The sequence below is a fragment of the Amycolatopsis sp. NPDC043889 genome (assembly GCF_056435645.1).
Genome location: NZ_JBWKEC010000007.1, coordinates 244977 through 265795 on the forward strand (window position 1 = coordinate 244977; position 20819 = coordinate 265795).

Here is a 20819-nt window from a genome sequence, read left to right on the forward strand (position 1 = left end):
ATTGTCCAGCAGGTGGGACCGCCGCACACGTCAGACCTCGCGTGGCGTCCGCGCGTCGATGTCTTCCGGCGTGAACCGTTCCCGTTTGGTCGTCAGCGCCCAGCGGTGGCCGTCGGGGTCGACGATGCGGCCGTAGCGCTCGCCGAAGAACATCTCCTCGACCGGCGCCTCCACCCGGGCGCCCGCGAACACCGCGCGCCGCGCGAGGTCGTCGGGATCCTCGGTCTCCAGGACGAGCAGCATCGGGGTGCCGCCGAGGGTGGCGGGCGCGAGCGCGTCGAGCCGCGGGATCTCCTGGCTCACCAGCAGCCGCGCGTCGCCGACGGCGACTTCCACGAACAGCACGACGCCGTTCGGCAGCACGTTGCGGAACAGTTCCACGGCGCCGAACGCCTTGGTGTAGAAAGAAAGCGACGCGTCGACGTCCTTGACGAACAGATGCGGCACCAAACCGAGCGCCCGGCTCACGCCGACTCCGCCCGCTTCAGCAGCCCGGCCTGCCCGGCCACCGCGACGAGCCTGCTCAGGAACTCCGCCTCGCGGGCGGCGACGTCCCGGCCGGCGGGGGTCAGCCGGTAGTAGCGGCGGCGCGAGTCGTGCGGCTGGTCCTCGCTCGTGTCCGGGGCCTCTTCGACCAGGCCGTCGGCGACGAGCCGGGCGAGCGTCCGGTACAGCGTGCCCGGACCGAGTTGGGCGGTGCCGCCGCTCACCTCGTCGACGAAACCCATGATCGCGTAGCCGTGCGCGCGACCTTTCGCGAGCGCCAGCAGGGTCTGGAACGCCGCGGGGGTGAGCTGCGGGTTGCCGTCGGCCATCCGGGAAGCATACACTCCGATCTCGTTATATCCATCATGGATACAAAGGAGCCGGCGTGGCGATTCAAGGTGTGCACAAGATCGTGGTCGGGGTGCGGGATCAGGATCGGGCGAAGAGGTTCTGGTCCGAGGTCGTCGGGTTCGAGATCACCACCGACGTGCCGTACGACGACAAAGGGAACCGGTGGGTCGAGGTCACTTCGGCCGATGGGGTGACGTCGCTCGTTTTGAGTACCGCGCCGGAGGACCTCAAGCGCTTCGAAGTGCGGGACGAACTCCCGACGGGCAACTTCTTCTTCTACGCCGACGACATCGAAAAGACGTATGAGGAGCTTTCGGCGAAGGGAGTCGAGTTCCCCTCCCAGCCGGAGAAGCAGCCGTGGGGCTGGTGGGCGATGTTCACCGATTCGGAGGGCAACAGGTTCGCTCTTCAGGAAAGGAATCCCACCTTCTGAGAGTGGTTGGGTGCTGCGTGCGGCGGAGCTAGCGTCGGTGACAACAGCCGAAACCCCTTGAACCGCTAGGAGAATCGCGATGAGCGCGGACGGATGGTCGTTCGAGACCAAGCAGATCCACGCGGGTGCGGCGCCGGACACCGCCACCGGCGCGCGGGCGACCCCGATCTACCAGACCACCTCGTACGTGTTCCGCGACAGTCAGCACGGCGCCGACCTCTTCAGCCTCGCCGAGCCCGGCAACATCTACACGCGGATCAACAACCCCACGCAGGACGTGCTGGAGCAGCGGCTCGCGGCGCTCGAAGGCGGTGTCGCGGCGCTGGCGTTCGCCTCCGGGAGCGCGGCGACGACGGCGGCCATCCTCAACCTCGCGAACGCGGGCGACCACTTCGTCTCCAGCCCCTCCCTCTACGGCGGCACCTACAACCTCTTCCACTACACGCTGCCGAAGCTCGGCATCGAGGTCTCGTTCGTCGAGGATCAGGACGACATCGAGCAGTGGAAGGCCGCCGTCCGGCCCAACACCAAGCTGTTCTTCGCCGAGACGCTGGCCAATCCGGGCAGCAACGTGCTCGACATCCGCGCGGTCGCCGACGCCGCGCACGAATCCGGTGTCCCGCTGGTCGTCGACAACACCGTGCCGACCCCGTACCTCGTGCGCCCGATCGAGCACGGCGCAGACATCGTGGTCCACTCGGCGACCAAGTACCTCGGCGGGCACGGCACCACGGTCGCCGGTGTGCTGGTCGACGGCGGCACCTTCGACTTCGGCGAGGATCCGGCGCGGTTCCCCGGATTCAACGAAGCCGACCCGAGCTACCACGGCCTCAAGTACTGGGAGGCCCTCGGCCCGGGAGCGTACGCCGCCAAGGCCCGGGTCCAGATCCTGCGCGACACCGGCGCCGCGATCGCGCCGTTGAACAGTTTCCTGATCCTGCAAGGAATCGAGACACTTTCGCTGCGTCTGGAGCGGCACGTGGCCAACGCGCAGGCACTGGCCGAATGGCTGGAGCAGCGCGACGAGGTCGAAAAGGTGTACTACGCCGGGCTGCCGTCGAGCCCGCACCACGAGGCGGCGAAGAAGTACCTGCCGAAGGGTGCCGGCGCGGTGCTGTCGTTCGATCTGCGCGGCGGTGTCGAAGCCGGACGGGCCTTTGTGGACGGTACGGAACTGCACAGCCAGCTGGTCAACATCGGTGACGTGCGCAGCCTGATCGTGCACCCGGCCTCGACCACGCACAGCCAGCTCACGCCCGAGGAGCAGGCCTCCAGCGGGGTCACGCCGGGTCTCGTGCGGCTCGCCGTCGGGCTGGAAGGGATCGAGGACCTCAAGGCCGATCTCGAGGCCGGATTCCGGGCGGCCAAGGCCGCTCTGTGACCGGTGCGTGGCGAGAGGGAGAGCCGCCTGGACGTCGCCGGTTCGTCGGCGGCGTCCAGGCGCTCGAAACCGGCGGGACGCTGCCTTTCACCCTCGCCTACGAGACCTGGGGAACGCTGAATTCCAGCGCCTCCAACGCGATCCTCGTCGAGCACGCGCTGACCGGGGACAGCCACGCCGTCGGCCCCGCGGAGGAAGGCCACGTCAGTCCCGGCTGGTGGGACGGCCTGATCGGGCCGGGCAAGGCGATCGACACCGACGCCTTCTTCGTGGTGGTCCCGAACGTACTCGGCGGCTGCCAGGGCTCGACCGGCCCGTCTTCGCGGCATCCGGACGGAAAGCCTTGGGGCAGCAGGTTTCCCGCCGTGACCGTCCGGGATCAGGTGGGCGCCGAGGCCGTCCTCGCCGACGCGCTGGGCATCGGCCGGTGGGCCGCGGTGGCCGGTGGCTCCATGGGCGGCATGCGCGCGCTGGAATGGGCGGTGAGCGAGCCGGATCGGGTCGCGGCGCTGCTCGTGCTCGCGTCGACGGCGCAGGCGTCGGCGGACCAGATCGCCTGGGCCGCGCCGCAACTGCACGCCATCCGCGCGGATCCGGGCTGGCACGGCGGCGACTACTACGACGTCCCCGGCGGCGGCCCGGACGCCGGCCTCGGTATCGCGCGCCGTATCGCGCACGCGACCTATCGCAGCGAAGCCGAACTGGCGCAACGCTTCGGCCGGCGTTACCAAGACGGTGAAGACCCCTTGCGCGGCGGGCGGTTCGCCGTCGAGTCCTATTTGGACCATCATGCTGGGAAGCTTTCCCGCCGATTCGACGCCGGCAGCTATGTGGTGCTCACCGAATCGATGAACACGCACGACGTCGGTCGCGGGCGGGGCGGGGTCGCGAGCGCGCTCGGCCGGATCACCGCGCGCACGGTCGCGGCCGGGGTGGACAGTGACCGGCTCTACCCGCTGTACCAATCGCAGGCCATCGCGGACGGGATCGACGGGGCGGAGTTCGCCGTCATCGGCTCGCCGTACGGGCACGACTCGTTCCTGATCGAGACCGAGCAGATCGCGCGGCTGGTGAAGCTGCTGCTCGATCAGGTGACTCGCGTGATGTCCGGCTGATCACGCGTGTCGTCCCTTACGGGCTAGTCGGTGGTACCTACTGGCGCGGGGAAGGTGCCGTTGCGAAAGCCACTTTCGCAACGCGGCCCGCCGGACTGTCCGCCCTGCCGCCGACGCTCAGTGTCCCCAATGTCGCATCGGAGACACTGAGCGTCTCGAATGCGACATTGGGAACCTGGCGGCTCCTCGGAGTCAGGACACCGCCTAGTCCGCCACGGCGTCCGAGATCCAGGGCGCCACCGGCAGATCCCGGTCCAGGCATTCCGCCGACAGCCGGATCGTCCAGCGCAGCGCCTGCAGCACGAGGCTGTCGACCTCGTCCGGCGCGGCGTTGGCGAGCGCGATCTCGACCTGTTCCTGCGCGGCCTCGCTGTTGCCGTGCACCTCGGCCAGCAGCGTGCGCACGGCCGTCCGCACGGGCGGGTCCGCCTGGTCGATCGAGACCTCTTCGCCGTCTTCGTCGAACACCTGGACCTTGACCGGCGCGCTGCCGCCGTCACCGAGGGTCGACACCATGGCGCTGCATTCACCGAAGAGCATCATCACGAGCTCTTTGGTCTCTTCGGAGCGGGCTTGGGGCTCGACGGCGGTCGGCGTGAGCTCGTCGAGCGCCTCGGCGTCCTCCCCGAGGCTGATCGCCACGAGCGCGCGCTGCGCCTTTTCGACGAGCCTCCGCTCGTACTCGCTCCTGTCCGGCTCCACGTGCCTATCAAACACCAGAGGACGGAAAAGTGGGGATAGGCCGAAACCCGGACGTGGTCACTTGGCGGCGTGCAGTGCACCCAGCGCGAGGCGGCAGAGCATTTCGGCCAGTTCGCTGTCACCGAGATGGCGGTTGTACGGCGTCGAGTTGATCAACCCGAAGACCGCGTGCGCCGCCGACCGCGCCTGACGCTCGCCGATCCCGGGGACGGCGTCACTGATCGCGCGCACCCAGACCTCGACGTACTGGCGCTGCAGGGCCCGGACCTGTTTGCGGTCACTGTCGGTGAGATTGGCGAGGTTGCGTTCCTGGACGGTGATCAACGCGGGATGCGCGAGCGCGAAGTCGACGTGGAAGTCCACCAGTGCTTCGAGGACCTCGCCCGGCTCGTCCCGCTGGCTCGCCCTCGCCGTCCCGCCGTCGAGCAGATAGCGGCTGATCGAGTTCAGCATCTCGCCGAGGATGGCGTCCTTGCTGCGGAAATGCCGGTACAGCGCCGGACCCGAGATGCCGACGGCCGCGCCGATGTCGTCGATGCCGACGCCGTGGAAACCGTGGTGGGCGAAGAGCTCGGCGGCGGCGGCCATGATCTGTTCGCGCCTGTTCGCCTTCTCGCCGTTCACGAGTGGGGTGGGGTTCGCCGGCATCTGGCCATATTAAGGCCGCACAGCTCGAGGCACGCTTTTCCGCCGAGAGCTCATCATCACAGTAAGCGAGCGCCGACACGCCACCCTTACTTCCAGCCTGAGCCAAGCGGGTTACCTGGGGAAATGACCCTGTTGCGTGGGGCTACCACCTGGTAATGCTGTCTCTCGTTAACTTGTCACGAAGGAGTGACCATGGCCGTCCCTGCTCGGATCAAAGCCCTTTCCTTCACTCGTTTTGGTGCGGCCCTGGGGGTCGCTGTCCTTGCCACCCTCGGTCTCGCGGGCACCGCCCAAGCGGCGACCAACTACGTGGCGCTCGGTGACTCGTACTCGTCCGGCGTCGGTGCCGGCAGCTACGGGAACTCGGGCGACTGCATGCGCAGTGCCAACGCCTATCCCCAGCTGTGGGCCAACGCCCACGCCGGGACCACCTTCAAGTTCGTCGCGTGCTCGGGGGCGCGCACCGGCGACGTCCTCAACCAGATCGCGAACGTCACCTCCAGCGCCACGCTGGTGACGGTCTCGGTCGGCGGCAACGACGCCGGGTTCGCCGACGTCATGACCACCTGCACCACCGGCAGCGACCAGACCTGCATCAACCGGGTCAACACCGCGAAGACGTACGTGAACAACACGCTTCCGGGGCTGCTGAACAACGTCTACAGCAAGATCAAGGCGAAGGCGCCCGGCGCGAAGCTGGTCGTCCTCGGGTATCCGCGCTTCTACACCGTGCCGGGTTCGTGCTCGGTCGGGCTGAGCGACACGAAGCGCACCGCGATCAACTCGGGTTCCGACGCGCTGGCGTCGGTGCTCTCGGCCCGTGCCGCCGCGCACGGCGCGAAGTTCGTCGACGTGCGGGGCGCGTTCACCGGGCACAACATCTGCTCGTCGGCCGACGACTACCTGCACAGCCTCACCTGGCCGATCGTGAACTCGTATCACCCGACGGCCGCCGGTCAGCGGGGCGGCTACTACAACCCGCTGGTCTCCGCGATCGGCTGATCGTTTCGCGCGTGAAGGCCCCCTTCCCCTCGGCTCAGCCAAGGGGAAGGGGGCCTTCACGCGCTTCGAGGGATGCGGTGGACAGAGCGGGTTAGTGGGCGTTAACCTGGGCGAGCGAGTTAACGACGGCTAACTTGGCGACGAGGAGCCATGGACACACCCGTACTGAGCACTTCTGCCGATCCGGGCAGCGACGAGTACGCCCGCAGCGTCACCTCCCACGCCGAGCTGGTCGAGGACCTGCGCAAGCGGCTCGCCGCGGCCCGGCTCGGGGGCCCGGAGAAATCCCGCACCCGCCACGTCGAGCGGGGCAAACTCCTGCCACGCGACCGGGTCGACACCCTCCTCGACCCGGGTTCGCCGTTCCTGGAGTTGTCCCCGCTGGCCGCTACCGGACTGTACGACGACGAGGCGCCCTCGGCCGGGATCATCACCGGAATCGGGCGGGTCTCCGGCCGCGAATGCGTGATCGTCGCCAACGACGCGACGGTCAAGGGCGGCACCTACTACCCGATGACGGTCAAGAAACACCTGCGCGCGCAAGAGGTCGCGCTGCACAACAACCTGCCGTGCGTCTACCTGGTCGACTCCGGCGGCGCGTTTCTGCCCAGGCAGGACGAGGTCTTCCCGGATCGTGAGCACTTCGGCCGGATCTTCTACAACCAGGCCACGATGTCGGCGCGCGGCATTCCCCAGATCGCCGCGGTGCTCGGGTCCTGCACCGCCGGCGGCGCGTACGTCCCGGCCATGAGCGACGAAGCGGTCATCGTGCGGAACCAGGGCACCATCTTCCTCGGCGGCCCGCCGCTGGTGAAGGCCGCGACAGGCGAGGTCGTCACGGCGGAGGAGCTCGGCGGCGGCGACGTCCATTCGCGTCAGTCCGGCGTCACCGACCACCTGGCCGAGGACGACGCCGACGCGTTGCGCATCGTTCGCTCGATCGTGTCGACTTTGGGGCCGCGGACGCCGCGTCCTTGGGACGTCCTCCCGACGGAGGCTCCGGTCGCCGACCCGAACGAGTTGTACGGCGTCGTCCCGACCGACCCGCGCGTGCCCTACGACGTCCGCGAGGTCATCGCCCGGATCGTCGACGGCAGCCGGTTCGGCGAGTTCAAGAAGGAGTACGGCTCGACGCTGGTCACCGGGTTCGCCCGGATCCACGGCCACCCCGTCGGCATCATCGCGAACAACGGCGTGCTGTTCGCCGAGTCCGCGATGAAGGGCGCGCACTTCATCGAACTGTGCGACAAACGCTCGATCCCGCTGCTGTTCCTCCAGAACATCACCGGTTTCATGGTCGGCAAGGCCTACGAGGCGGGCGGCATCGCCAAGCACGGCGCGAAGATGGTCACCGCGGTGGCCTGCGCGCGCGTGCCGAAGCTGACCGTCGTCATCGGCGGCTCGTTCGGCGCGGGCAACTATTCGATGTGCGGCCGCGCGTACTCGCCGCGGTTCCTGTGGATGTGGCCGAACGCGCGGATCTCCGTGATGGGTGGCGAGCAGGCGGCGTCGGTGCTTTCGACGGTCCGCCGGGACGCCATCGAGGCTCGCGGCGGCGAATGGTCCACAGAGGACGAAGAGGCCTTCAAGGAGCCGATCCGCGACCAGTACGAGGCGCAGGGCAGCCCGTACTACTCGACGGCGCGGCTGTGGGACGACGGTGTGATCGACCCGGCGGACACCCGCACGGTGCTCGGCCTCGCGCTGTCCGCGACGGCCAACGCGCCCTTGTCCGATGTCAACTACGGCGTCTTCAGGATGTGAGCATGTTCGACACGGTTCTGGTCGCCAACCGCGGGGAGATCGCCGTCCGCGTGATCCGCTCGCTGCGGGGGCTCGGCATCCGTTCGGTCGCGGTGTACAGCGACGCGGACGCCGACGCCCGGCACGTCCGGGAGGCGCACACCGCCGTCCGCATCGGCCCGGCCGAAGCGGCGAAGAGTTACCTGTCCATCCCGGCGATCGTCCAGGCGGCGGTCGACACGGGCGCGCAGGCGGTCCACCCCGGTTACGGCTTCCTCGCGGAGAACGCGGAATTCGCGCGTGCCTGCGCCGACGCCGGCCTGGTCTTCATCGGCCCGCCGGTCGAGGCCATCGACGCCATGGGTGACAAGATCCGCGCCAAGGCGACGGTGTCCAAGGCCGGTGTCCCGGTGGTGCCCGGTGCGTCCGATGTGGACATTCCCGAAGGCGGGTTCGCGGCCGCCGCGGAAAAGGTCGGCTTCCCGCTGCTGCTCAAGCCGTCCGCCGGTGGTGGTGGCAAGGGTATGCGGCTGGTCACCGGACTTTCCGAATTGGACGCGGCGGTCGAGTCCGCGCGCCGTGAGGCCAAGGGTTCCTTCGGTGACGACACCCTGCTCATGGAGCGGTTCGTCACCACGCCGCGCCATATCGAGATCCAGGTGCTCGCCGACACGCACGGCAACGTGATCCACCTCGGCGAGCGCGAGTGCAGTCTTCAGCGGCGGCACCAGAAGATCATCGAAGAGGCGCCGTCGGTGCTCCTCGACGAAGCCACGCGCGCGAAGATGGGCGCGTCCGCGGTCGAGGCCGCGCGCTCGGTGGGTTACGTCGGCGCGGGGACGGTCGAGTTCATCGTTTCGGCCACCGCGCCCGACGAGTTCTTCTTCATGGAGATGAACACCCGCCTCCAGGTCGAGCATCCGGTGACCGAGCTGGTCACCGGGCTGGATCTCGTGGAGTGGCAGGTCAAGATCGCCGCGGGGGACGTGCTCACCGTGGCGCAGGACGACGTCCGGCTGGACGGCCACGCCGTCGAAGCCCGTGTCTACGCCGAAGACCCCGCTCGCGGCTTCATCCCGACGGGGGGAACCGTGCTCGCGGTCCACGAGCCGTCCGGCGAGGGCGTGCGCGTCGACTCGTGGATGAGCGAGGGCGCGGTCATCGGCTCGAACTACGACCCGATGCTGGCCAAGGTCATCGCCTGGGGCCCGGATCGCGCGGCCGCGTTGCACCGGCTCGATCTGGCGCTCGCGGACACCGCGCTGCTCGGCGTCGGCACCAACGTCGCCTTCCTGCGCGGGCTCCTCGCCGACGGCGACGTCCGCGACGGCAAGCTCGACACCGGACTCGTCGACCGGCGACTGTCCACTTTGGTCTCCGAGGAGGTGCCGCCGGAGTTCTTCGTGGCGGCGGCGCTCGACAGGCTGCTTTCCCTGCAACCGCGGGGAGCCGTCATCGATCCTTGGGACGTGCCGGACGGCTGGCGGCTCGGCGGATCCGGCGGGATCGACTTCGCGTTGAAGTCGGGAAGTTCCGAAGTCGTCGTGCGGGTGCAGGGCACTCCGGCGAACGCGCTCGTGAGCGTCGACGGCGCCGAGCCGGTACGGGTTTCCGCGCGACGCGAGGGTGATCTGCTGGAAGTCCGGCATCCCACCGGTTTCCACCGCTATCGGCACGCGGCCGGGAGCGGGCGGACGGTGTGGCTCGCGCGTGACGGTCACAGCTTCGCGATCGGCGAGCGCGAGAGGCTGCGCTCGGCGGCCGGTGCCGCGGGCGGCGCCGGACCGGTCACCAGCCCGATGCCCGGAACCGTGCTGGTGGTCAAGGCCGCCGCCGGTGACGTCGTGAGTGCCGGGACGCCGCTCGTGGTCGTCGAGGCGATGAAGATGGAGCACACGATCACCGCGCCGATCGACGGCGTGGTCAGCGAACTCCCCGTCCGGGCGGGCCAACAGGTCGCGCTGGACGAGACGGTAGCCGTTGTGACACCCCAAAAGGATGAGCGATGATCGACTTTCGGCTGGATGACGAGTACGAGGCGCTGCGCAAGACGGTCGAGGAGTTCGCGCGCTCCGAGGTCGCCCCGGTCATCGGCGACCTCTACGAGCGGGAGGAGTTCCCGTACGAGATCGTCGCGAAGATGGCCGAGATGGGACTGTTCGGCCTGCCCTTCCCCGAGGAATACGGCGGCATGGGCGGCGACTACTTCGCGCTCTGCCTGACCCTGGAGGAATTGGCGCGCGTCGATTCCTCGGTCGCGATCACCGTCGAGGCGGGTGTTTCCCTGGGCGCCATGCCGATCTACCGGTTCGGCACCGAGGAGCAGAAACAGAAGTGGCTTCCGGAGCTGTGCGCCGGCACCGCGCTCGGCGCCTTCGGGCTCACCGAGCCCGGCGGCGGCTCGGACGCCGGTGCCACCCGCACGCGCGCGAAACTCGACGGCGACACCTGGGTGATCAACGGCAGCAAGTCGTTCATCACCAACTCCGGCACCGACATCACGAAACTGGTCACGGTCACCGCCGTCACCGACGTGAAGGAGAACGGGCGCAAGGAGATCTCGGCGATCATCGTCCCGTCCGGCACCCCGGGTTTCGCCGTCGCGCCGAAGTACTCCAAGGTCGGCTGGAACTGCTCGGACACGCACGAGCTCTCGTTCGACGATGTCCGCGTTCCGGCCGAGAACCTGGTCGGCGAACGCGGCCGCGGTTACGCCCAGTTCCTGTCCATTTTGGACGAAGGCCGGGTCGCGATCGCCGCGCTGAGCGTCGGGCTCGCGCAGGGTTGCGTCGACGAATGCCTGACCTACGTCAAGGAACGCGAGGCGTTCGGGCACAAGATCGGTGAGTACCAGGCGATCCAGTTCAAGATCGCCGACATGGAGGTGCGCACGCACACCGCACGGCTGGCGTACTACGCGGCGGCGTCGAAGATGCTGCGCGGCGAGCCGTTCAAGAAGGAGGCGTCGATCGCGAAGCTCGTCGCGTCGAACGCCGCCATGGACAACTCGCGCGACGCGACGCAGATCTTCGGCGGGTACGGCTTCATGAACGAGTTCCCGGTGAGCCGTTTCTACCGGGACGCGAAGATCCTCGAGATCGGTGAAGGGACCTCGGAGGTGCAGCGGATGCTGATCGCGCGGCACCTCGGCGTCGCCTGACACCCTTGACCATGCAGATAACTATACCGGTATAGTTATCTGCATGGTCGAGCTGAAATCCGCCGCCGAGCTGGACGCCATGCGCGAGTCCGGCCGTGTCGTGGCGCAGACGTTGCACACCGTGAAAGAGGCGTCGGCGATCGGCGTGAGCCTGAAAGAACTGGACGAGATCGCCGCGCAGGTGATCCGGGACGGTGGCGCGAAGCCGTCGTTCCTCCACTACCAGCCGCATGGCGCCCCGACGCCTTTTCCCGCCGTGATCTGCGCGAGCGTCAACGACGCCGTGGTCCACGGCATCCCGTCGGACCACCGGCTGAGTGACGGCGACCTGGTCAGCATCGACGCCGGCGCCTACATCGACGGCTGGCACGGCGACGCGGCGATCAGTTACGTCGTCGGCGAGGCCGATCCCGCCGACCTCGAACTCATCGCGACCACCGAACGCGCGCTGGCCGCGGGGATCGCCGCCGCGTTGGCGGGCGGCAGGATGGGCGATATTTCCCATGCCGTCGGCGCGGTCGGTCGCGAAGCCGGGTACGGCCTCCTCGCTCACCATGGCGGGCACGGGATCGGCCGCAGCATGCACGAGGATCCGCATCTGCCGAACGAAGGCAAGGCGGGGCGCGGCATGCGGCTCAAGCCGGGGCTGGTGCTGGCGATCGAGCCGATGTTCATCGCCGACGGCCGCGACGGCTACCGGATCGAGGACGACGGCTGGACGCTGCGCACTGTGCGCGGCGCCAGGGCCGCGCACGTCGAGCACACGGTAGCGATCACCACAGAAGGCCCGCGCGTGCTCACGATGTTGTAGAACGGGAGGATGAGCGACTTCATCATCCGCCAGGGTGGTTCTGGGGACTTCCAAACGTTGCTGGACATGTTCGACGAGGTCGTCGCGTGGCTGGCCTCGCGCGGCAGCGAAGGGCAGTGGGGGGCCGAGCCGTGGTCCACGATCCCGAAGAGGGTCGAGCGGGTCCGAGGAATGGCGGACGGGCCGGGGCTGTACCTCGCCGAGATCGACGGCCAAGTGGCCGGTGCGATCATCCTCGGTGACCGTTTCCCGCATGTCTCGCCGGTCGACGAACCGGAGATCTACATCGGCTTGCTGCTGACCTCGCGCCGGTTCACCGGTCACCGGGTCGGCTCGCGGCTCATCGAGTTCGCGCTGGCCGAGGCGCGGGAACGCGGTATCGGCCTGGTGCGGGTCGATTGCTGGGCGGGCGGCGACGGCGACCTGCAGCGCTATTACGAGAGCCAGGGCTTCAAGCCGACGGAGCGCTTCGACGTCAAGGGCTGGATCGGGCAGGTGTTCGAGCAGCGTCCGTAGGACTGGCGTCGTCCCGGCTTCGGGTGCACCATAGTTGACACAACGCCAACAGTGCCCGGACAGCGAAGCCGCGGAGGAGCCCAGCATGGCCAAGCGTGAACGTTCCCTGGCAGGCAAGGTCGTCGTGATCACCGGAGCGGCGCAGGGCATCGGGGCCAGCACCGCGACGGCGCTGTCCCGGCTCGGCGCCAAGGTGGTCATCGGCGACCTGGACCAGGTCCTCGCCGAGAAGACCGCGGCCGAACTGGGCGCGGAGGCGCTGCCGCTCGACGTCACCGACACGCGCGGCTTCACCGAGTTCCTCGACGAGGTCGAGCGGCGCGTCGGCCCGATCGACGTGCTGATCAACAACGCGGGCATCATGCCGCTCGCACCGCTCGACGAAGAGGACGACGCGGCGACCCGCAGGCTGCTCGAGATCAACCTGCACGCGGTCATCCACGGCACCAGGGAAGCCGTGAAGCGGATGCGCCCGCGTGGCACCGGCCACATCGTCAACATCGCTTCGATGGCGGGAAAGGCGGGCTTCCCCGGCGCCGCCACCTACTGCGCCACGAAACACGCCGTCGTCGGCCTGTCGGAATCGGTGCATCTGGAATTGCACGGCACGGGCGTGCTGGTGTCCTGCGTGATGCCCGCGGTGGTGCGCACGGAACTGGCCAGCGGGCTCGGCGAGGCGAAGTTCTTCAAATCGGTGCAGCCCGAAGATGTGGCGCAGGCCATTGTCGATGCGTTACGCCGTCCCAAGTTCGACGTCTTCGTGCCCGCGTCGCTGGACGCCATGGGCAGGATCACACGGCTGCTTCCGCGCCGCCTCGGCGAAGGCCTGCTTCGCGCGCTCGGCGGCGACAAGATTCTTTCCTCCGCAACGCATTCCAGTGCTCGCGCGGAGTACGAATCGCGTGCCGCGCGGAGTGCTCCAGGGGCGGAAAAGGGCACCGATTCTTAACTCGTACGGCCTAGCCACTGTCCGAAATGGACGACCTGTGGCGGCCGGGGTGTTGAGTCGTGCGCTCCCAGGCGGCAAGATTACGTCTTACCGCGTTGATTCCCCAGGAGGCACACCATGGCCACACCCCCGGCACGGCTCGCCGCCGCCGCGTCGAACGTCGTCGGGAAGGTGCTGCACGGTGGTGTCGCCGATCTTCGCCCGGTGCCGCGCGTCCTGATCGACCAGGGCCCGAATCGTTCGCTGTACCGGCTGACGAACGGCAAGAGCCCCCAGTCGGGCCCGCCGGTGCTGCTGGTGCCGCCGCTGGCCGCGCCCGCGCTGTGCTTCGACCTGCGCCGCGGGTGCAGCCTCGCCGAGCACCTGGTCGAGGGCGGCCGCAACACGTACCTGGTCGACTACGGGAACGTCGCCTTCTCCGACCGGCGCCTCGGCATCGAGCACTGGATCGAGGAGGTGCTCCCGCGCGCGATCCGCAAGGTCAGCGAGGACTCCGGTGGCCAGGGCGTGCACGTCGTCGCGTGGTGCCTCGGCGGGATCTTCTCGTTGCTGACCACCGCCGACCAGCCCGATCTGCCGATCGAGTCGATCGCCACCATCGCGTCGCCGTTCGATTTCACCGCGATCCCGCTGATCGCCCCGTTCCGCCCGCTGGTCGACCTCACCGGCGGCCACCTGCTGACCCCGTTCTACCGGGCGCTCGGCGGCGCACCGTCCTATTTGGTCAGCCGCGTCTTCCGGGCGACCGGGATCAGCAAGGAGATCACCAAACCCCTTGCCATCCTGAAGAATCTCGACGACCGGGACTACCTGGCGCAGATCGAGGCCGTCGACCACTTCATGGACAACATGATCGCCTACCCCGGGCGTACGTTCGGCCAGATCTACCACCGGTTCTTCCGCGCCAACGACCTCGCCGAGGGCACGGTCGACCTCAACGGCCGCATCATCGCGCTGTCCGGGGTCAAGGTGCCGACGCTGGTCATCGCCGGGCAGAACGACACGATCGCGCCGCGCGCGGCCGTCGAACGGCTCACCGAGCTGCTGGACAACTCGCCGTCGGTGACCTTCGAGACCGCGCCCGGTGGGCACCTCGGCGTCCTCACCGGCCGGAAGGCCCGCGGGACCACGTGGCGCTACCTCGACCGTTTCCTCGACGAACAGGCCGCTTGAGCCTCGTCTTCGGTGCGCTGGGTGATGGCGCTGCGCAGGGACTGGCGTGGCGCGATCATGTCCACCATCTCGGTGATCTGGCGCCAGGCGTCGGCGATCTCGGCCGTCGCGCGGTCGCGTTGCAGGACGACCGTGGACAACACGAGCGCGGTGAGGCCGACGGTGGCGTCGAAGGCCTGGACGTGCAGCATCCGGGCGGCCAGTTCGTAGGAGCCGTAAGGACCGAGCCCGCGTATGGCGGCGATGATCGTGACGGTGCAGACGCACAAGGAGCACAGCAGCGCCCCGGCCTGCCGGAAGCGCAGCGCCGCCCACACGAGCACGGGGAAGACCAGGAACAGCTTCGCCGTCGTCGTGGACGCGAGGATCGACGTGCCGACGGCGAAGAGCGCGAGCGTCGCCGCCTCGCCCCAGCGGAGGAGCGGAACCCGCCTGGGCAGACGGAACCTCGGCGCTAGAAGCAGCAACGGCGTGATCGTCAGGACGCCCATCGCGTCGCCGGTCCACCACACGAGCGCGGTCGCCCAGAAGTCGCCGGGGCTCAGCGCGCCGCCGACGATCAGCACGCCGGTGCCCAGTGCGGCGCTGAAGGCCGTGCCCCCGATCGCTCCGACCGCCACCAGGAGGACGGCGTCGGGAAGCCGGTCGAGCTCGTTGCGGAAACCCAGCCGCCGCATGACCGCGTACGCCAGCATCGGGCCGATCGTGTTGCCCGCGGAGATCGCCAGGACCGTGCCCAGCGAAGGACCGAGGGCGATGTTCGTCAGGAGGGCGCCGAGGAAGATGCCCGGCCAGAACCGGGGCCCCAGGAGCATCGGCACCGCCAGCGCGACACCGGCGGCCGGCCACAGGGGCGAGATCTGTCCCCGCACGATCGCCCACTGGATCCCGATCCGGGCGGTGGCGAAGTAGCAGATCGTGACGCCGAGGACGATGAGACACCAGCGTGCGGCGGGGGAAAGCGGTCTCATCACGACTCCGGCCTTCGCTGGCTGAGGAAGCTAGGAGAGTACCCCTGTCCGGCGGCCGCGGAGGTGTTGTCGAAATGGTGGAAATAAACGGGCTCGTGAGTGGTAAGGACGGTTCTAACCGTCCTTACCACTCACGAGCCCCACGCCTTACTTGAGCTCCGCCGACGTCTTGCCCAGGATCCGGCGCGCCACGATCAGCTGCTGGATCTGTTGCGTGCCTTCGAAGATGTCCAGGATCTTCGCGTCCCGGCTCCACTTCTCCAGCAGCGATTCCTCGGTGTAGCCGAAGGTTCCGGCCAGCTCGACGCATTTCAGCGTGATCTCGACGACCGACCGGCCGGCCTTCGCCTTGGCCATCGAGGCCTGCAGCGAGTTCGGCTTGCGGTTGTCGGCCATCCACGCCGATTCCATGGTCAGCAGGTACGCCGATTCGTAGTCCGCCTCCAGCTGCAGGAACGTCGCGGCGGCGGCGTGCTGGCTGTGGACGGGCTTGTCGTAGTCGATGGTCACCCCGGCGTCGGTGAGGATCTTCCGGGTCTCTTCCAGCGCCGCGCGGGCGACACCGATGGCCATGGCGGCGACCAGCGGGCGGGTGTTGTCGAAGGTCTGCATGACCCCGGCGAAACCCTTGGCGGTGTCGATCTCCGGCGTGCCGAGGAGGTTCTCCTTGGGCACGCGGACGTTCTCGAACCGCAGCACGGCGGTGTCGGAGGCACGGATGCCGAGCTTGTGCTCGACGCGCACCACCTCGAAGCCGGGTGTGCCCTTCTCGACGACGAACGACTTGATCGCCGCGCGGCCCTTCGTCTTGTCCAGCGTGGCCCAGACGACGACCGCGTCGGCGCGCTCGCCCGCGGTCACGAAGATCTTCTCCCCGTTGAGCACGTACTCGTCGCCGTCCAGGCGCGCGGTCGCGGTGATCGCGGCGGAGTCCGAGCCGCAGTCCGGCTCGGTGATCGCCATCGCGGCCCACAGCCCGGAGAACTTCTTGAGCTGTTCATCCGTGGCGACCGAGCCGATGGCGGCGTTGCCGAGCCCCTGGCGCGGCATGGACAGCAGCAGACCGACGTCGCCCCAGCACATCTCGATCGTGCCGAGCACGATGTTGAGGTTGGAACCGTTGCGGTTGCCCGGTTTCTCGTTCTTCTCGGACCGGCGGACACCCGCCGCGCCCGCACCGCCCTCGCCGGAGGAGTTCAGCCCGTCCAGCAGCGCGGCGAACATGTCGAGTTCGGCCGGATAGGTGTGCTCGGCGCGGTCGTACTTGCGCGAGATCGGCCGGAACACCTCGGCCGCGGCCTGGTACGCCTGGTTGATCAGGGTACCGGCCTTCTTCGGAACCTCAAGGTTGATCATGACTGCCTTTCGAAAGTCCTGGGTCGTGTCCTGTGAGTCCGTTCGGTGGGCTTCGTGATCCAGGTGGTTTCTGGTGCCGTCAGTGGCCGCCTGGGCGCGAAGACCGCGGACATGACTTGCAGGGCACGACCTAAAGAAGGACGGCGCCTTCCATCACGCCGATCGCACGGAGGTCGCGGTACCAGCGTTCGACCGGGTGTTCCTTGACGAACCCGTGCCCGCCGAGGAGCTGCACCCCGGCGCTGCCGATCTGCATCCCCTTGTCGGCGGCCAGTTTCCGGGCCAGCGCGACCTCGCGGGCGTACGGCTTGCCCTGTTCGGCGCGGGAAGCGGCGCGGAGCGTGACCAGCCGCAACCCTTCCAGCTCGATGGCGATGTCGGCCACCGAGAACGCGACGGCCTGCCGGTGGCTCACCGGTTCGCCGAACGCCTTGCGCTCGTTGACGTACGGCACCACGTAGTCGAGGACGGCCTTCGCGGTACCGGCGGCCAGCGCGGCCCAGCCGAGCCGCGAGAGCCGGACGACCTCGGTGAAGACCTCGGCCTTGCCGCCGCCGAGCAGCGCACCGGCCGGAAGGGCGACCTTCTCCAGGTGCAGCTTCCCGGTCGCCGCGCCGCGCAGGCCCATCGCCGGTTCGTTTTCGATGGTGACACCGGAGTTCGACGACTCGACGAGGAACAGCGCCGGGCCGCGGCCTTCCAGGTCGGCCGACACGATGAACAGCTCGGCGTCGGCGGCCCTCGGGACCAGCGACTTCACACCGTCGAGCTGGTAGCCCTTCGGCGTGCGGCGGGCCTTGGTCGCGGGCTTGAACGGGTCGAACAGCGCGGTGCGCTCCTGCAACGCGAGCGCCGCGGCCGGGACGTTCTCGCCGACGAACGCGGGCAGGTAGTCCGCCTGTTGCTGCTCGTCGCCGTAGGACACCAGCGCGGTGCTGACCGCGGACGGCGCGAGCACCGCGACCGCGAGACCCAGGTCGCCGTGCGCGAGGGCCTCGGCGACCAGCGCGTTCGTGACGACCGACCGTTCTGTGCCGACCCCGCCCAGCTCCTCCGGGATGCCGACGAGCGTGATGCCGAGTTCGGCGGCACGGCTCAACAGGCCCTCGGGCGCATGGAGCTTCGCGTCGGCGTCGGACGCGGCGGGCCGCAACTGTTCGGCCGCGAACTCCGTCACGGTCTCGACGATGAGCTGCTGGTCCTCACTCGGGGTGAGGTCGAACAGCCCGGTGTCCTCGGCAGGCGCGAGCCGCGCGGGCTTGCCGAGCTTCTGGGCGGATTTGAAGGTCCGTCCCGCCGCGCCCGCGACCCGGAAGCCGTTGCGCGTCCCGGCACTGACCAGGTTCTGCACGGGCTTCCGAAGTCCGGCCCGTTCAATGACCTTGCTCCCGGCCAGCCGGGTGAGCGCGGACAGGCCAAGGCCCATCGCGTCTCGTTTCCTAGGCGCACCCACGGTGAGTCTCCCTGCCTCGCTTACCTACTCGTGAGTAGGTTAACTCGCCTTGGGCTGATGCGCCACCATGGGGGAGGCGAACGTCACGCCGGTGAGTGATCCGGGAGGCCGGGCAGGCCAGGATTACTCACGATCTTGCGCCTCTCGACGACCACGAGACCCACCGCCGCCAGCGCGACGATGCCGACGAGCGCGATCGCCGGCACCAGTTCCAGCAGCGGAGTCGCGGCCAGCAGGACCACCGCGAGTACCAGTCGCCGCACGTTCCACGAGCCCAGGTTCCGGCGCCGCAGCCCGCTCAACGCGATGAGATACAGCGCGAGCCCGCCGGTCAGCGCCCAGATCGGGGTTCCGTGGAGGCCGTCGGCGAGGCTGTGGTGCTCGGTGTCGGACACGTAAAGCAGCGACTTCTTCAGCCCCAGCGCCACGAGCACGATCCCGGCGATGAGCGGGAGGTGCAGGAAGGTGTACGTATCGGTTCCGATCCGTACCCGCTCCACGCCCTCCGCGCGCTTCAGGTTGTGCTCGGACACGTGCGCGACGACGGCGAAGTACATCCACCACATCGCCGAAGCCAGCGTGAGCCCGAAGACGGCGGCCAGCGTGATCGGCCAGGACATCGGGTACGAGCTGATCCCGATGCCGATCGCCACGATCGACTCGCCGAGCGCGATGATCACTATCAGCCCGAACCGCTCGGCGAAGTGGCCGGGCTGGTGCAGCCGCCAGTCCGAGGAACGGGTCCGGAAGACGTTGACGTAGTCGGCCAGCATCGCGACGGCCCAGATGCCGAGCTGCGCCCAGCCGGAGAAGAACGCGGCGACAGTCAGCAGTGCGACGCTCGGCAGCAGGCCGACGAACATCTTCAAGACGGTCTTGCGCAGCTCGGGGTCGGTCCGCGCGGCGCCGAAGTACGCGGTCAGATGCAGCAGCCGGACGAGGAAGTAGCAGCCGACGAACATCAGCGGCGCGTACAGGCCGCCGGGCAGGTCGGTGAACGCCTCCGGGATGGTCAGTGAGACCAGGAACATCGTCCCCATCGCGGCGAACATCGCCAGCTGGGCGATGCCGCGGTCGACGTGCAGGGTGTTGGCCAGCCAGGCGTAGGCGCACCAGCACCACCACAGCACGGCGATCATCGCGACGCCCTGTCCGATGCCGAGCGGGGTGAGGTGATCGGCCATCAGCTGCGTGGTCTGGGTGATGGCGTAGACGAAGACCAGATCGAAGAAGAGCTCCAGCGTGGTGACCTTGTGGTCTTCTTCCCGGGTCACCAGATGCAGGCCGCGTTTCGTGGGCACGCGCATATCGTGCCCTTCACTCCTTTGCGGGACACGCGAGTTTGCCCAAAGCGGACTTTCAGACCCCGAGGACGGCGTGCATCAACGTCGTCAGCTCGGCCTCGATATTCGGGCGGCCGTTGACGCGCCGGGTGCGCGCGAGGTCGTTCGCGATGGTCAGCGCCGCGTGCACGGTGATCTTCACTTCGCGCAGGCTCAGTTCCGGCCGGACCTCCGACGCCAGCGCGATCCAGCGCGCGACGTAGTCTCGCTGGACCCGGATCAGGTCCGCCTTGTCGCGTTCCGGCAGTTCCATGGGGCTGCCGGAGAACGACACCAGCAGTTCGGGCGTGTGCAGCAAGGTGTGCACATAGGACGCCGCGAGCCTGCGCAGCGCGTCGCGTTCGTCGCCGGTCCGCAACGCGCGTTCCGCGGCGAGCGCCAGCCGGTCGGCAGCTCGGTGCCCGATCGCCACCATCAGCGCGGCCTTGCTGGGGAAGTGCCGGTACACGCTCGGCCCGGCGATCCCGGCGGCCGCGCCGATCTCCTCCATGCTCACCGAACGGAAGCCGCGTCGGCCGAACAGCTCCGTCGCGGCCGCGAGGATCTGCTCGCGGCGGGACGGTTCGCCGAGTGCCATCGACGGCGTCTCTTCCGGCGGCTCCGAGGGTTCGGGAAGTGTGACATGCAGCACCGACTCCGCCAGCTGCACCAGGATCTGCGCGAAGCGTTTCTTCGCCACGGACGTGTGATGCACGGAGACGCTGCCGAACACGCTCAGCCCCGCCCAGCACAGCAGCTCGGCGTCGTCGGCGGTCAGTTCGGGCCGCAACGCGAGCAGCGCCTTCGACCACGCTTCGAGCACCGCGCCCGACCGGCGGCGGATCTCGCGCCGTTCCTCCCGCGGCAGGTGTCTGCCCTCCCAGCGCCACAGCGCGGCGACCTCGCGCCGCTCCACCGCCTGCGCCGCGAGGGTGCCCAACAGGGCGTTGACCTGGGCGGGAACGGGAAGGTCGACGTCCGCGAGCGTCTCGGTGGTGGCCGTCTCCATGTCGTCGATGCCGGACAGCACGACGTAGGACAGCACCGCCTGCTTGTCCGAGAAATGCCGGTACAGCGCGGGCCCGGTGATCCCGGCCGCGGCGGCGATGTCGTTGATGCCGACGCCGTGGAACCCGCGGGCGCGAAACAGCTCCGCGGCGAGGCCTGCCAGCTGGGCCTTGCGGTCGCGCGGTCGGGCTGAACGCTCGGTCGGGTGATCCATGGGTGAACACACGATAGCGCCGGTT

At 68.7% G+C, this 20819-nt stretch carries 20 protein-coding genes; 11 read left to right on the top strand and 9 right to left on the bottom strand.

Annotated elements, in window-relative coordinates:
- Nucleotides 1-30: 30 nt before the first annotated feature.
- Together AC0685_RS16895 and AC0685_RS16900 are read right to left on the bottom strand one after the other, a co-directional pair.
- Nucleotides 31-468, bottom strand: a complete 438-nt coding sequence (locus tag AC0685_RS16895; RefSeq protein WP_478226342.1) for a VOC family protein — start codon at nt 466-468, stop codon at nt 31-33.
- Nucleotides 465-815, bottom strand: coding sequence for a PadR family transcriptional regulator (locus AC0685_RS16900; protein WP_478226343.1), 351 nt, complete (start codon nt 813-815; stop codon nt 465-467). Before AC0685_RS16900 ends, AC0685_RS16895 begins: the two co-directional genes overlap by 4 nt.
- A gap of 56 nt (nt 816-871) precedes the next feature.
- On the opposite strand from AC0685_RS16900, the gene AC0685_RS16905 reads away from it, so the two are divergent.
- The 3 genes from AC0685_RS16905 (at nt 872) to metX (ending at nt 3766) form a co-directional block, all read left to right on the top strand.
- Complete coding sequence (locus AC0685_RS16905; RefSeq protein WP_478226344.1) at nt 872-1270, top strand: VOC family protein; 399 nt, start codon at nt 872-874, stop codon at nt 1268-1270.
- Nucleotides 1271-1349: 79 nt separating this feature from the next.
- Nucleotides 1350-2651, top strand: coding sequence for a bifunctional o-acetylhomoserine/o-acetylserine sulfhydrylase (locus AC0685_RS16910; protein WP_478226345.1), 1302 nt, complete (start codon nt 1350-1352; stop codon nt 2649-2651).
- Nucleotides 2648-3766, top strand: coding sequence for a homoserine O-acetyltransferase MetX (gene metX / locus AC0685_RS16915; protein ID WP_478226346.1), 1119 nt, complete (start codon nt 2648-2650; stop codon nt 3764-3766). Before AC0685_RS16910 ends, metX begins: the two co-directional genes overlap by 4 nt.
- A gap of 204 nt (nt 3767-3970) precedes the next feature.
- Here metX and AC0685_RS16920 read toward each other — a convergent pair whose 3' ends face one another.
- Together AC0685_RS16920 and AC0685_RS16925 are read right to left on the bottom strand one after the other, a co-directional pair.
- Nucleotides 3971-4468: a hypothetical protein gene (locus AC0685_RS16920; RefSeq protein ID WP_034309225.1), complete on the bottom strand. Its 498-nt coding sequence runs from the start codon at nt 4466-4468 to the stop codon at nt 3971-3973.
- A 57-nt stretch (nt 4469-4525) separates the two neighbouring features.
- Nucleotides 4526-5116: an SACE_7040 family transcriptional regulator gene (locus AC0685_RS16925; RefSeq protein WP_465420411.1), complete on the bottom strand. Its 591-nt coding sequence runs from the start codon at nt 5114-5116 to the stop codon at nt 4526-4528.
- Nucleotides 5117-5308: 192 nt separating this feature from the next.
- On the opposite strand from AC0685_RS16925, the gene AC0685_RS16930 reads away from it, so the two are divergent.
- The 8 genes from AC0685_RS16930 (at nt 5309) to AC0685_RS16965 (ending at nt 14470) form a co-directional block, all read left to right on the top strand.
- The gene (locus AC0685_RS16930) at nt 5309-6118 is read left to right on the top strand and encodes an SGNH/GDSL hydrolase family protein (protein WP_478226347.1); all 810 of its coding nucleotides are present in this window, start codon (nt 5309-5311) and stop codon (nt 6116-6118) included.
- Between the two features lie 150 nt (nt 6119-6268).
- The gene (locus AC0685_RS16935) at nt 6269-7882 is read left to right on the top strand and encodes a carboxyl transferase domain-containing protein (protein ID WP_478226348.1); all 1614 of its coding nucleotides are present in this window, start codon (nt 6269-6271) and stop codon (nt 7880-7882) included.
- A gap of 2 nt (nt 7883-7884) precedes the next feature.
- Nucleotides 7885-9870 (top strand): acetyl/propionyl/methylcrotonyl-CoA carboxylase subunit alpha, encoded by a 1986-nt coding sequence (locus AC0685_RS16940; RefSeq protein WP_478226349.1) that lies wholly within the window; start codon nt 7885-7887, stop codon nt 9868-9870.
- The gene (locus AC0685_RS16945) at nt 9867-11021 is read left to right on the top strand and encodes an acyl-CoA dehydrogenase family protein (RefSeq protein ID WP_340683876.1); all 1155 of its coding nucleotides are present in this window, start codon (nt 9867-9869) and stop codon (nt 11019-11021) included. Before AC0685_RS16940 ends, AC0685_RS16945 begins: the two co-directional genes overlap by 4 nt.
- A gap of 43 nt (nt 11022-11064) precedes the next feature.
- A complete protein-coding gene (gene map / locus AC0685_RS16950) occupies nt 11065-11832 on the top strand; it encodes a type I methionyl aminopeptidase (RefSeq protein WP_478226350.1) in 768 nt (255 codons plus the stop codon).
- A gap of 9 nt (nt 11833-11841) precedes the next feature.
- Nucleotides 11842-12348, top strand: a complete 507-nt coding sequence (locus tag AC0685_RS16955) for a GNAT family N-acetyltransferase (RefSeq protein WP_478226351.1) — start codon at nt 11842-11844, stop codon at nt 12346-12348.
- Nucleotides 12349-12433: 85 nt separating this feature from the next.
- Nucleotides 12434-13297 (top strand): SDR family oxidoreductase, encoded by an 864-nt coding sequence (locus AC0685_RS16960; protein ID WP_478226352.1) that lies wholly within the window; start codon nt 12434-12436, stop codon nt 13295-13297.
- Nucleotides 13298-13414: 117 nt separating this feature from the next.
- Complete coding sequence (locus AC0685_RS16965; protein ID WP_478226353.1) at nt 13415-14470, top strand: alpha/beta fold hydrolase; 1056 nt, start codon at nt 13415-13417, stop codon at nt 14468-14470.
- Here the strand turns inward: AC0685_RS16965 and AC0685_RS16970 are convergent.
- From AC0685_RS16970 to AC0685_RS16990, 5 genes are all read right to left on the bottom strand, one after another.
- Nucleotides 14434-15441, bottom strand: coding sequence for an MASE1 domain-containing protein (locus AC0685_RS16970; protein WP_478226354.1), 1008 nt, complete (start codon nt 15439-15441; stop codon nt 14434-14436). The genes AC0685_RS16965 and AC0685_RS16970 overlap by 37 nt on opposite strands.
- A 147-nt stretch (nt 15442-15588) precedes the next feature.
- Entirely contained in the window at nt 15589-16797 is a 1209-nt protein-coding gene (locus AC0685_RS16975) for an acyl-CoA dehydrogenase family protein (protein ID WP_478226355.1), read from the bottom strand.
- Between the two features lie 130 nt (nt 16798-16927).
- Nucleotides 16928-18223, bottom strand: a complete 1296-nt coding sequence (locus AC0685_RS16980; RefSeq protein ID WP_478226415.1) for an acyl-CoA dehydrogenase family protein — start codon at nt 18221-18223, stop codon at nt 16928-16930.
- A gap of 110 nt (nt 18224-18333) precedes the next feature.
- Complete coding sequence (locus AC0685_RS16985) at nt 18334-19557, bottom strand: low temperature requirement protein A (RefSeq protein ID WP_478226356.1); 1224 nt, start codon at nt 19555-19557, stop codon at nt 18334-18336.
- A 52-nt stretch (nt 19558-19609) separates the two neighbouring features.
- The gene (locus AC0685_RS16990) at nt 19610-20794 is read right to left on the bottom strand and encodes a TetR/AcrR family transcriptional regulator (protein ID WP_478226357.1); all 1185 of its coding nucleotides are present in this window, start codon (nt 20792-20794) and stop codon (nt 19610-19612) included.
- Between the last annotated feature and the right edge of the window lie 25 nt (nt 20795-20819).